Source organism: Bacillus sp. FSL E2-8887, assembly GCF_038007205.1.
GTDB lineage: Bacteria > Bacillota > Bacilli > Bacillales > Bacillaceae_G > Bacillus_A > Bacillus_A mycoides.
The window spans coordinates 3,899,259-3,911,667 of record NZ_JBBOWS010000001.1 but is presented as its reverse complement, the minus strand read 5'-3'; the positions used below and the strand labels follow the sequence as shown (position 1 = coordinate 3,911,667).

Sequence of the window (12,409 nt, the reverse complement as noted above, 5' to 3'; positions counted from 1 at the left end):
GGGAATTCAAATGGTAGCAACAGTAGTAAATGTACAGGTGAAAAATGAGAAAAAGATTGAGACAGCACCAAAAAAAATAGTATTTGATACGAAAAATTTAAATTTATGGTACGGAGAAGACCATGCTTTAAAAGATATCAACTTAAGTATTCATGAGAATGAAGTAACAGCGATTATCGGTCCAAGTGGTTGTGGGAAATCAACATACTTAAAAACGCTAAATCGTATGGTAGAGTTAGTGCCTATCGTTCGAACTACGGGCGTTATCGAATATAGAGAACGAAACATATTTGATAAATCATATCCGGTTGAAGAATTACGTACGCATGTGGGTATGGTGTTCCAAAAGCCAAATCCATTCCCAAAATCTATTTATGAAAATGTAGCATATGGTCCGAAAATCCATGGTGTTCGTGACAAAAAAACACTTGATGAAATTGTTGAAAATAGCTTGCGCGGCGCAGCTATTTGGGATGAGTTAAAAGATCGTTTGCATGATAATGCATACGGTTTATCTGGTGGTCAGCAACAACGTCTATGCATTGCACGCTGCTTAGCGATTGAGCCAGACGTAATTTTAATGGATGAGCCAACATCGGCGCTAGATCCAATTTCAACATCAAAAGTAGAAGAATTAATTCAGGAGTTAAAGAAAGATTTTAGTATTGTTATCGTAACGCACAACATGCAACAAGCAGCACGAATTTCAGATAAAACTGCTTTCTTCTTAAGTGGAGAAGTTGTGGAATATACAGATACGAACAAATTATTTACAACACCTGCAGATAAGCGTACAGAAGACTACATTACAGGACGATTTGGTTGATATCGCTAGCAAGGCTAAGAGTAAATGCCCTCTTAACAGAGGGCATTTCTCATTTTCACCTTATTTTAAATAGGGGAGTAATATTTCTCTTTTCTCAAGGCTTAATAAACGTACAAGAGGCTGGGTAGGGGATTTATCCCGCATTAACGGGCAGTAAAACTCCCAACTCAAAACTCGGCTGGAACAAAGAAGTTAGTTGGGAGATCAACTGCCCATAAACGCCCGATTGGTGAGGGCTAATAATCAGTGGGGGATGAAAAACCCCCACACTGATTAAAGTTTCACTTTATATAAAATGGCACATAATATTGAGGGGGAAGAAATGATGGTAAGAGAACAGTTTCAATGTGATTTAAAAACGTTACAGCAAAAGGTGATCGAGCTTGGTGAGTTAGCAAGTGGAGCTTTATTGATTGCTATGGAAGGTCTTCACAACAGGGATGTAGAGAAAGCGTTAGAAGTCATTGATGGGGATTATCGCATGGATAATTTAGAAGAGGAAATAAATGACCTTGCGCTTATGCTTATTACAAAGCAGCAGCCTGTAGCAAGTGATTTAAGAAGAATTTTCATTTCAATTAAAACAGCGACAGATTTAGAACGTATTGCAGACCATGCTGTTAATATTGCGAAATCAACAATTCGTCTTGGTGAAAAAGAAGTGGTTGTTAGTTTACATAATATTGAGGAAATGTTTGAGATTGCTCATAAGATGTTAAATTTAGCATTAGAAGCATATGAGCAAGAAAATTTAACTTTTGCTAAACAAATTGCTGAAATGGATGATTCCGTTGATGAAATTTATGGGAAGGCGATTCGTGAATTTATTTCATCTATCCCTGGACAACCAGAAGCGATTACACAAATTACACAACTATCCTTTGTTGCAAGATATATTGAGCGTGTAGCAGACCATGTTACAAATATTGCCGAGAATGTATTTTATGTAGTAAAAGGAAAGCATTATTTATTGAATGAGTAGGGGGAAAAGTAGGTGATGAGAAATCACCTGCTTTTTTTAGTCAAAACATGACAAAAAAAGCTCATTGTTTCCTTTAGTCTATGATGATAAGATGTATCATAATTAATGGAAAAATAAGTACATATATGTTAGTTACGTCTTATTAATTATTTTACCAAGTTAATGGTAAGCGCTTTCTTTTTTGGTGGGAGTTAAAAGGTACATTTATTTATAAAGTGAGGCTTTAATTAGTGGGGCTGTCTCTCGCTGATTGTTAGATCGTACCAAACCGGACTTTTACTGCAGTTAATGTGGGGTAAATGATATACGGAGTTCTTGAACATTATATAAGTGGAGGCTGAAGTATATGAAGGGGGTTATTTTAGCTGGAGGAAAAGGGAGACGCCTTAGACCATTAACATGTAATACTCCAAAACCGATGTTACCATTGTTAGAAAAACCAGTTCTTGAATATAATATTGAATTATTACGTCAGCATGGTATTCGTGAAATTGCAATTACAGTTCAATATATGAGTACCGCTATTAAGCAATACTTTGGTGATGGTAGTAAGTGGGGAGTTAACTTGTATTATTTTGAAGATTCTCCTCCGCTTGGAACAGCAGGGAGTATTAAGCAAGCGGAAAGTTTTTTAGATGAAACATTTGTTGTGATTAGTGGGGATGCACTAACTGACTTTCAATTATCAGAAGGAATTGCATTTCATGAACAGAAGAAGAGAATGGTAACGATGTTTGTGAAAGAAGTAGAAAACCCACTCTCATTTGGCTTAGTTGTAATGAATAAAGAACAAGAAATTATACGATATATAGAAAAGCCGAGCTGGAATGAGGTAGTTTCTAATATTGTGAATACAGGTATTTATATAATGGAGCCAGAAATCTTTTCTTACATACCATCCATGGAATTTTCGGATTTCAGTCATGATGTGTTTCCTTTATTGGCAAATAAAAATGCTTTATTTGCATATTTATCAGAAGACTATTGGCTAGATATTGGTACATTTGATCAATATCGGCAAGCTCAATTCGATTTATTGACGAAAAAATTGAAGGTGCCTATTCCATATACAGAAGTATTACCGATGGTGTGGATGGGAGAAGGTGTAACGATAGGAAAAGGGACGAAAATTCATGGCCCTTCTTTTATTGGAGAAGGAGCAATGATTGGTGCAGGGGCTGTAATTGAACCGTACTCTATTATCGGGAAAAATAGTATCGTTTCAAGTTATTCTCATCTTCAAAAAAGCATCATTTTTGCAAACTCTCATATAGGAAAAAATTGTGAGTTGTTAGAAACAACAATAGGAGATCATACAATGGTCGAAGATGATGTTACACTTTTTCAAAAAAGTATTGTAGCGGATCATTGTCATATAGGGAAAAGTACAGTAATTAAGCAAAAAGGAAAAATATGGCCATATAAGGAGATAGATAGTCATTCGATAGTAGGTTCTGCCGGTGTTAAAGAGAGTGAAAAGAGTGCAGGATGGTTACAAAAAAGCCGGATTGTAGGAAGGGGTAATGTTGAAATTACTCCTCAATTTATTGTGAAAGTTGCAATGGCTTATGGATCTCTTTTTGCCAAAGGGGAGAGTATATTGATTGGAAGTCAGGAAAATATAGAAACAACTTCCTTTAAAAATTTATTCCTCCATGCCATTCATGGCAGCGGGATTCATACGATGGAATGTAAAGAAATGAATGAGTCGCTTTTTCAGTATGCCATTCATAATTTGCAATGTGCAGGTGGAGTTTTCGTTCAAGTGGAAAGCGAAAGAGGGATTGTTATACAACTGTATGGCAAGGAGGGCTCGTTTTTAACGTATAAGCAGCAAAAAGCGATAGAACAAGTATATATGTCTGAGTCTTTTTATTACGCTTCTGAGAAAGAAATGGGGCGAAATAAGCTAGTTCACGTTTCTGTAAATAATTATGTAGAAGCTGTGTTAGAGCGTATTGATATTGAAACGATACAAAAACAGAAGTTTCATCTTCTTATTAATAAGAGAAATGATATGTTACAACATTTACTTATGATCTTTCTACAAAGGCTTGGATGCACAGTTACATGGATTTACGCGAGTGAACAAAAAGATCATGTGAAAGCTCTGATGAAATCGAGTAAAGCAAATATGGCGCTTATGTTTTCTGAACACGGAAATCGCTTCGAATTATATGACACTCACAGTAATATTTACCAAGGAACTGATTTTGAAGAAGTAGATATTCCAGATTTATTACTCGAATCAGCAGATAATGTTTACCCAATGTCTTTGAAATTAGGGGAATGTTATCTCCTCTTTTATATGCATAACGAAAAAAACTCTTTTCAATTAAGATGGAAACGAGATATTTTATATCGAATTGGAAAATTATTCGAATTAATAGCGTTGCAAGGAAAAGCATTACTTAGCATAGCAGAGCAATCACCGCCACTGTATCTACTTTATGATGAAGTTGTATGTTCATGGAAGGAAAAAGGGAAAGTAATGAGGAAATTATTGGCCGATATGGAAAGAAAAGAAGAAGGTATATTTGAAGGGATACAGTTCAAATATACCGAAAAAGAGTGGTCTTATATCGTTTCTGATACAAAACAACCGAAATTTTTAGTGTATTCGCATGCTAGAAACCCAGTAATAGCAAGGGAAAACATGAAAAATCTTATAGAAAAAATTAGACAATATCAAAAGGTGTAGAATTTTTATTTTAAAAGTGGTATTATAGTATAGTCTGATTTAAGTTATTAGTACTGGAGGGAAATAAGAATGCGTGTGAATATTACTCTAGCATGTACAGAATGCGGAGATCGTAACTATATCTCAAAGAAAAACAAACGTAACAACGCTGAGCGTATCGAGCTTAAAAAGTATTGCAAGCGTGACAAGAAGTCTACGTTACACCGTGAAACAAAGTAAGCAGTAGGAATATTTTCCTACTGTTTCTTTTTTTATTCGGTTCCTCTGTTAAAAGTGATACACTATCATCGTAGAGCAAAGTGTCACTGTGAGGGGGAAAATGTGTGAGAGAAGAGAAACTACGTTTACGTAAACAAATAATAGAACACATGAATTCTTTATCAGAAGAACGGTATACAACTTTATCAGAGCAAATTGCAGCTTCGTTGTATGCGCAAAAAGAGTGGGTTGAAGCTAAAACAATTGGAATCACCCTCTCAATGGAAAATGAAGTGAATACATATCCTATTATCGAAAAAGCTTGGGAAGAAGGAAAGAAAATTGTTGTTCCGAAGTGTAATAAAGGGACAAGAACGATGTCTTTTCGACAAATTAGTAATTTAAATCAATTAGAAACAGTATATATGAATTTACGTGAACCGATTCCAGCGCTTACGGAAGAAGTGAATGCGTGTGAAATTGATCTTCTTATCGTGCCGGGAGTAGCTTATACACGCCGAGGAGAACGGATTGGATATGGCGGTGGCTACTATGATCGTTATCTCGTGCACTATAAAGGGAAAACGCTATCATTAGCTTATGATTTTCAAATTGTAAAACATATTCCGGTAGAGCCATTTGATAAAAATGTAGAAAAAATTATTACAGAAAAAGGAACAATGGTTATAAATGGGCTTGTATAGACAAATAAAAATTGACGAGACTTTTTCTTCTTGATTATAATAAAATATGTGAACGTTTTCTTATTATAATTTTTTATAGTAAGTGAGCATAAAGGGTGATGAAATGATATCCATTTATGATATTCAGCAATTGCTAAAGAAATTTGGCACGATTATTTATACGGGTGATCGAATCGCTGATTTACAATTAATGCAAGATGAATTGCGTGAATTAAATCAATCACAGCTAATCGATCCACAAGACTATCAAACAGCTTTATTTTTGTTGAAGCAAGAAATTCAAAAAGAGCTAAATAAGAATTAGATAAAGGTAGGTAAGTAACATGGAAGAGAAATGGTTAGTTGGTGTTGACCTTGGTGGTACAACGATTAAATTAGCATTTATTAATGTGTATGGTGAAATTTTACATAAGTGGGAAATCCCTACGAATACAAATGAACAAGGAAAACATATTACACTTGATGTAGCGAAAGCTATTGATAAAAAGTTAGAAGAATTAGGTGAATTAAAAAGCAAGCTAATTGGTATTGGTATGGGAGCTCCTGGTCCTGTACATGTGGCATCTGGAATGATTTATGAAGCGGTTAATTTAGGATGGAAAAACTATCCGTTAAAAGACTTGCTAGAAGTAGAAACAGGATTACCTGTTGTTATTGATAATGATGCAAACTTAGCGGCGCTTGGTGAAATGTGGAAAGGTGCTGGCGAAGGAGCAAAAGATTTAATTTGTATGACACTTGGCACTGGTGTTGGTGGTGGTGTTATCGCCAATGGTGAGATTGTACATGGTATAAGCGGTGCTGCTGGTGAGATTGGACATATTACAGTTGTTACAGAGAACGCTTTTCCATGTAATTGCGGGAAGTCAGGTTGTTTAGAAACGGTAGCCTCTGCAACAGGTATTGTACGTGTTGCTATGCAACAAATACAAGAGACAGATAAAGAAAGTGTTTTACGTTCTATGTTAGCAGAAGAAGGGCTTATTACATCAAAAGATGTGTTTGAAGCGCTTGGACAAGGTGATGAACTAGCAGGTGAAGTAGTGGAAAAAGTAGCTTCTTATTTAGGATTAGCTGTAGCGAACCTTGCTAGTACGTTGAACCCAGAGAAAATCGTAATTGGTGGTGGCGTATCTAAAGCTGGAGACGCACTATTAGAGCCAATTCAACGTTATTTCGAGCAATATGCTTTCTCTCGTGCTGTAAAGAGCACAAAGTTAGCAATTGCAATACTTGGTAATGATGCAGGTGTAATTGGAGGAGCGTGGCTTGTAAAAAAGCACAAATACGAGGCGAAGATGATATAAGTTGTGAATAATGAAAAGAGGAAGGGGCCCCCTTCCTCTTTTTATGCAAGATCTTGTTGGAGAATAAAAATGTAAATGGATTAAGCTGGTGGGTACCCATTATATAGAACAGTCATGATTGTAAACCATCCGAAAACAAGTACGGTTGCAATAGCGAAGCCACCCGCGAATAAGTTTTTTTCGCGAAGTGTTCTAAGCGTAGCAAATACAGCTAACAGAGTGACTAGCGTAAAAATAATAACAAGGCCCATACAATATCCTCCTCTGTCTACTCATTCCTTAGAATGAGTTTTTAGAATATTTACTCTTTTATATTGTACATGTTTTAAAAATGATTGTCGAGATAACACGCCTTCTTTTCCTAAGAGAAAGAAATGTTGTATCATTAAAAGTAAATTAAATAACTGGAGGAGATTTTCATATGAAATGGATACAAATGCCTTTAGGCCCATTACAAACAAATGCTTATATTTTAACGAATGATCAAAATGAGTGTATTATTTTTGATCCTGGTCATGAAGGAGAGAAACTTGTTACATATTTACAGGAAGCACAGTTAAAGCCACTTGCGGTTTTATTAACACATGCTCATTTCGATCATATTGGTGCTGTTGATGCCGTGAGAGACGCTTTTCATATTCCGGTATACGTACATAAAGAAGAAGCGAATTGGTTAGGCGATGCAACTGTGAATGGCTCGCAAATTTTTATGATGAACCGCAGTATTACAGCAAAACCAGCAGATCATATTATCGACGAAGAGGGTACATTAACGATCAGTTCTTTTAGTTTTGAAATTTTTGAGACACCAGGACATTCTCCAGGAAGTATCTCTTATTATAGTAAAGCAGCGAATGCTGTATTTTCTGGAGATGTATTGTTCCAAATGAGTATTGGAAGAACGGATTTACCTGGTGGAAGTTTTGCTGAATTAATTGGAAGTATTGAAGAGAAATTATTTGTATTACCAGATGAAACAGCGGTGCTATGTGGACACGGTCCAGAAACAAGCATTGGTTTTGAAAAAGAAAATAATCCATTTTTACAATAAGGAGTCATTATGGGGATGGAGCTCAATTTAAGAGAATGGATGGGAAAAGAAAAGGATCATTCGATTTCATATAGTACGTATATGAACCTCGTATTATATGCAGAGGAACATGGGTATTATATGAGAGAACGTGAAAAAATTGGAAGACAGGGAGATTTTTTTACGAGTAGCAATGTATCTTCTGTATTTGCGAAGACTTTTGCTAAGTTTTTTATTCGGCTTGTTGAAAAGGGAGAAATTTTTCCAAATATTTGTGAGATTGGTGGGGGAACAGGAAAGTTTGCCTATGATGTTTTACAAGAATGGAAACAATTATCTCCGGAAACCTTTATCAATTTAAACTATTCAATTATTGAAGTGAGCCCTTTTCATAGAAGGCTACAACAGGAGAGGCTTTGCTTATTTGATAATGTGTCGTATTATACATCTTATATTGAAATGGGAGAGTCTTTCGAAGGAATTATTTTTTCGAATGAATTATTTGATGCGTTTCCTGTTGAGATAGTTGAGAAAAGAAATGGAATTTTGTATGAAGTACGTATCACGTATACAGATGAGGGAAACCTTACAGAAGTATTTAGACCGATAGAGAAAAGAGTCGGTCGTTACTTATTGAAATATAACATTCATATTGCTGAGGGACAGCGCTTTGAAGTGCCTATTGCAATGGAAGAGTATATAGAAGAGATTGCGAAATGGTTTAAGAAAGGTATATGTATTACAGTTGATTATGGATATACAAAAGAAGAATGGATGCATCCTGCACATCGTGAAGGAAGTTTAAGAGGATATTATAAGCACAAGCTAATTCGTAATCCTCTTGCATATCCAGGAGAAATGGACCTTACTACGCATGTTCATTGGGATGAGTTGAAGATGAATTTTGAGCTACAAGGAATTAATACGATATGGCATAGGAAGCAATCAGAGTTTTTGTTAGCGGCAGGAATATTAGATCAGCTTGCTAGCCATCAAGATACCAACCCTTTTTCTGAAACTCAAAAACTAAATAGAGCTATTCGCTCTATGATTTTGAACGGAGGATTAGGTAATGCTTTCGATGTTGTTATACACACAAAAGATATGAAGAATTTACTTTTGAATCAATATTTAACAATATGAAAAAAACAAGACACAGTATTTTCTGTGTCTTGTTTTTTAATACGACTTTTAATTATGTAGCATTATATATTTTCTCTCATGATATATATTTATATTAAAGATATGAGATGAAAAATATAGAATACACTCTTTTTCTCTGTCTATAGGTCCCTAACCTAATAATACGCGAACGAGTTGAATGATTGTTTCGTTTTCTACTTTGTAGTAAATTTCCAATCCTTTTCTTTCACTAGAAACGATTTTAGCACTTTTTAACTTTGCTAAATGCTGTGAAATTGTAGATTGTGGCATGTTTAAGCCTGTGTACATTGTAGAAACGTTGCTTGGGCCACGTTCAATTAATCCCTTTACAATACATAAGCGAACAGGATGAGCAAGCACTTTCAATAATTCCGCATTGCTTTCATATAGTTCTATTTCTTTTTGAAAGGTTTCTAACATGTTCTTTTCCACCTCCGTGTGAGCTGTTATACCATACTATACATACCAAAAAATCAAAGAAAAGAAAACAGTTGTTGCAGAAAAAAAGTCCTAAAGTAAAGAAATTGTAAGAAAAGAGACCCTGATGTAAATAAAATAGATAAATTTGCACAGTTTTGTAAAATGACATTTTTGAGTGAAAATTTTGATGCGTTTCAAAAATTGAAAGATATAGATATATTCGTAACACAATTTTATCATGATTTTCTTATTCTTTCAAATGAATATACAAAATTTTTAAAATAATATGACAAAGGAATTATAATGTTATATATAGAATATATAACAGGTTAAAAGAAAAGAAGCTGATTATGATCAGCTTCTTTATGATGATAATGAAATGTTTGGATGTAACTGATACATCTTAGAATAATCAAGTCATCAGTCATTTATTCTAGAGTTCATCTTTTTAAACAACTATTTTATTTCTTGAAGAGTTTTATTATTCGTACACAGCTTCGTTTCTTCCCTTTATGCATTTACAGGTTCTTCTACATAAGAAAGGGCATTTTCAAAATCGGATATTAAATCGTCAACATTTTCAAGGCCAACGGATAAACGAAGTAATGAATTAGAAATACCTCTTTCATCACGAGCTTCTTGCGACAATGCTGCATGTGACATTTTAGCTGGGTAGGAAAGAATCGATTCGACAGCTCCTAAACTAACTGCGAAGACAGGTAATTTTACTTTTGATAAAAATTGGCGGAGTGCGTCTTCTGATTGTAAAGTGAAAGATAGGACAGCTCCGGCTGATGTAGCTTGAGATTGTTGAATGTCAAATCCAAGATGTGTTTGTAAGCCAGGATAATAGACATTTTGAACTTTAGTGTGCTCTTGTAAAAAATGTGCGATTTTGTTGGCACCTGCAGCTGAATGTTCGAGACGTACATGCAATGTTTTAATGCCGCGAAGCACGAGAGAACAATCTTGCGGTCCTAAAATAGCACCAAAAGCGTTTTGTAGAAAGCCGAGCTTTTGAGCGAGTTCTTCATCTTTTACGACAGCTAATCCGGCGGTGACATCGCTATGACCAGCAATAAACTTTGTAGCGCTATGAAGAACGACATCAGCGCCAAGATCAAGCGGTTTTTGAAATAGTGGTGTCAAAAATGTATTATCAACAAAAGTAAGAGCACCAATAGATTTTGCAAGATTAGAAACAGCACGAATATCTGTCACTTTTAAAAGTGGGTTAGAAGGTGTTTCTACATAAAAGAGCTTCGTATTTGGTTTAATGTTTTCTTTTACTTCTTCCACATTGGTCATATCAACAAATGTATGTGAAACACCATAACGGGAGAGAACTTCAGTAACAATTCGATAAGTACCTCCATATACATCTTCTGAAATAAGAACATGGTCACCTTGTGAAAGAAGGAGAAATGCAGTAGAAATGGCTGCAATGCCTGATGCAAAGGCAAATCCTTTTGTCCCGCCTTCTAATAAAGCAATGATATCTTCAAGAGCTTCACGTGTTGGATTTCCAGATCTACTATAGTCATACTTTCCGAAAGCATCTACATCAAACTGATGGAATGTTGATGTGTTATAGATGGGAACGTTAACAGCTCCTGTGTGTGTGTCATGCTTGTATTGATTATGCAGTAAAAGCGTATCTATGGAATAACTCATATTCTTACACCTTCTTTTACAAGTTTAATTGCTTGCTTTAAGTCTTGAATTAAGTCGTTGCTATTTTCGATGCCGACTGAAAAACGGAGAAGACGATTACAAACACCACGTGCTGTTCGAACATCTTCTGGAATGTCGGCATGAGTTTGCGTTGCTGGATAAGTCATTAAACTTTCGACACCGCCAAGACTTTCAGCAAATGTAATTAAGGATAAAGATTGTAAGAAAGGATTAATCCAAGTTTCATCTTGAAGGCGAAATGAAATCATACCACCTCTTCCTGGATAAAATACATCTGTCACACCATCTTCATCATTTAAATAAGCAACAATTGCATGAGCGTTTTCTTCATGCTGTTTCATGCGAAGTGCTAAAGTCTTCATGCCTCGAATTAATAGCCATGAATCAAACGGGCTTAAGACAGCACCAGAGGCATTATGATAATGAGCAAGCTCCTCGCAAAGAGATTTCCCTTTCGCAACGACAAGTCCGCTTAGTACATCGTTATGACCGCCTAAATATTTAGTTGCGCTATGAAGGACGATGTTTGCACCTTCTGTTAATGGTTGCTGTATATAAGGTGTATAGAACGTGTTATCTACAATAAGAAGTAGTCCGTGCCTTTTCGCTACACTTGCTACACTTACGATATCAGTTACTTGCATTAATGGATTAGTCGGTGTTTCTATGAAAATAGCCTTCGTTTGAGATGTGATTGCTTGCTCAATTTGTTTAATAGATTGTGTATCTACGTATCTACATCGAATATTCCACTTGTCTTCATGTTCGGAAAATAGACGATATGTTCCCCCGTATAAGTCTTCAGATACGATAAGCTCATCTCCGGAACGGAATAGTGAAAGGACAAGGAGAACAGCCGCCATTCCTGAACTACAGGCATACCCTTGCTCACCGCTTTCTAAGTCTGCAATTGCCTGTTCTAAAAGGCCACGAGTCGGATTTCCAGTTCTTGAATAGTCAAATCCAGTAGATTTACCAATTCCTTCGTGACGATAAGCAGTTGAGAAATAAACAGGTGGATTAACCGTTCCTGTTGTAGCTTCGCTACGGTTCCCGATTTGTGCTAGTTTTGTTTCGATTGTTGACATGTGAAAATTCCCCCTTTTTAAAGTGAACGACTAAGTGAAAATAAAAAAAGCCTTCTAAGAAGAAGGCTTTCGGATTGAATAGAGTCTTCTTCTCATCTGTCAAATCTTTCACAATTTGCTGGAATTAGCACCTTATTAACGAATGAATGTTAATGGTTGCTGAGGCGTCAAAGGGCCAGTCCCTCTACCTCTCTAGATAAGAATGTTCGTATGAAATTTTATTATGGTTTTAACTTTACAACAAAAGATAATTGAATTGCAACTTTATTTTAAATAATTTTTATTTTTCCGCAA

At 35.6% G+C, this 12,409-nt stretch carries 13 protein-coding genes and 1 riboswitch; of the genes, 9 read left to right on the top strand and 4 right to left on the bottom strand.

What is annotated here, in order from left to right; translation table 11 throughout:
- Positions 1-10 precede the first annotated feature (10 nt).
- From pstB to glcK, 7 genes are all read left to right on the top strand, one after another.
- Positions 11-826: a phosphate ABC transporter ATP-binding protein gene (gene pstB / locus NSQ08_RS20065; protein ID WP_002088644.1), complete on the top strand. Its 816-nt coding sequence runs from the start codon at positions 11-13 to the stop codon at positions 824-826.
- A 325-nt stretch (positions 827-1,151) separates the two neighbouring features.
- The gene (gene phoU, locus NSQ08_RS20060; protein ID WP_033728155.1) at positions 1,152-1,808 is read left to right on the top strand and encodes a phosphate signaling complex protein PhoU; all 657 of its coding nucleotides are present in this window, start codon (positions 1,152-1,154) and stop codon (positions 1,806-1,808) included.
- A 346-nt stretch (positions 1,809-2,154) separates the two neighbouring features.
- On the top strand, positions 2,155-4,509 hold the full coding sequence (locus NSQ08_RS20055) for a sugar phosphate nucleotidyltransferase (RefSeq protein WP_340778297.1): 2,355 nt from the start codon (positions 2,155-2,157) through the stop codon (positions 4,507-4,509).
- Positions 4,510-4,578: 69 nt separating this feature from the next.
- Positions 4,579-4,728 carry a 50S ribosomal protein L33 gene (gene rpmG, locus NSQ08_RS20050; protein WP_001265616.1) on the top strand — a complete coding sequence of 50 codons (150 nt, stop codon included), beginning with the start codon at positions 4,579-4,581 and terminating at the stop codon, positions 4,726-4,728.
- A 104-nt stretch (positions 4,729-4,832) separates the two neighbouring features.
- Positions 4,833-5,411: a 5-formyltetrahydrofolate cyclo-ligase gene (locus NSQ08_RS20045; protein WP_340778294.1), complete on the top strand. Its 579-nt coding sequence runs from the start codon at positions 4,833-4,835 to the stop codon at positions 5,409-5,411.
- Positions 5,412-5,514: 103 nt separating this feature from the next.
- Positions 5,515-5,715, top strand: coding sequence for a YqgQ family protein (locus tag NSQ08_RS20040; protein WP_000623706.1), 201 nt, complete (start codon positions 5,515-5,517; stop codon positions 5,713-5,715).
- A 19-nt stretch (positions 5,716-5,734) separates the two neighbouring features.
- On the top strand, positions 5,735-6,718 hold the full coding sequence (gene glcK / locus NSQ08_RS20035) for a glucokinase (RefSeq protein WP_002034037.1): 984 nt from the start codon (positions 5,735-5,737) through the stop codon (positions 6,716-6,718).
- Positions 6,719-6,798: 80 nt separating this feature from the next.
- On the opposite strand, the gene NSQ08_RS20030 is transcribed toward glcK, so the two are convergent.
- Positions 6,799-6,969, bottom strand: a complete 171-nt coding sequence (locus NSQ08_RS20030; RefSeq protein WP_002034036.1) for a DUF2759 domain-containing protein — start codon at positions 6,967-6,969, stop codon at positions 6,799-6,801.
- Positions 6,970-7,139: 170 nt separating this feature from the next.
- Between NSQ08_RS20030 and NSQ08_RS20025 the strand changes: the two genes are divergently transcribed.
- Both NSQ08_RS20025 and NSQ08_RS20020 read left to right on the top strand, forming a co-directional pair.
- Positions 7,140-7,769 (top strand): MBL fold metallo-hydrolase, encoded by a 630-nt coding sequence (locus tag NSQ08_RS20025; RefSeq protein ID WP_340778288.1) that lies wholly within the window; start codon positions 7,140-7,142, stop codon positions 7,767-7,769.
- 9 nt (positions 7,770-7,778) lie between these two features.
- Positions 7,779-8,891, top strand: coding sequence for a class I SAM-dependent methyltransferase (locus NSQ08_RS20020; protein WP_340778285.1), 1,113 nt, complete (start codon positions 7,779-7,781; stop codon positions 8,889-8,891).
- A 150-nt stretch (positions 8,892-9,041) separates the two neighbouring features.
- Here the strand turns inward: NSQ08_RS20020 and NSQ08_RS20015 are convergent, their stop codons facing one another.
- The 3 genes from NSQ08_RS20015 to metI form a co-directional block, all read right to left on the bottom strand.
- Entirely contained in the window at positions 9,042-9,332 is a 291-nt protein-coding gene (locus tag NSQ08_RS20015) for an ArsR/SmtB family transcription factor (RefSeq protein ID WP_000894375.1), read from the bottom strand.
- 510 nt (positions 9,333-9,842) lie between these two features.
- Positions 9,843-11,006, bottom strand: a complete 1,164-nt coding sequence (gene metC, locus NSQ08_RS20010; protein ID WP_002143144.1) for a cystathionine beta-lyase — start codon at positions 11,004-11,006, stop codon at positions 9,843-9,845.
- A complete protein-coding gene (gene metI, locus NSQ08_RS20005; RefSeq protein WP_002143142.1) occupies positions 11,003-12,115 on the bottom strand; it encodes a cystathionine gamma-synthase/O-acetylhomoserine thiolyase in 1,113 nt (370 codons plus the stop codon). The genes metC and metI overlap by 4 nt, the downstream gene beginning before the upstream one ends.
- A gap of 89 nt (positions 12,116-12,204) precedes the next feature.
- A riboswitch (SAM riboswitch) is annotated at positions 12,205-12,318 on the bottom strand.
- Positions 12,319-12,409: the final 91 nt, after the last annotated feature.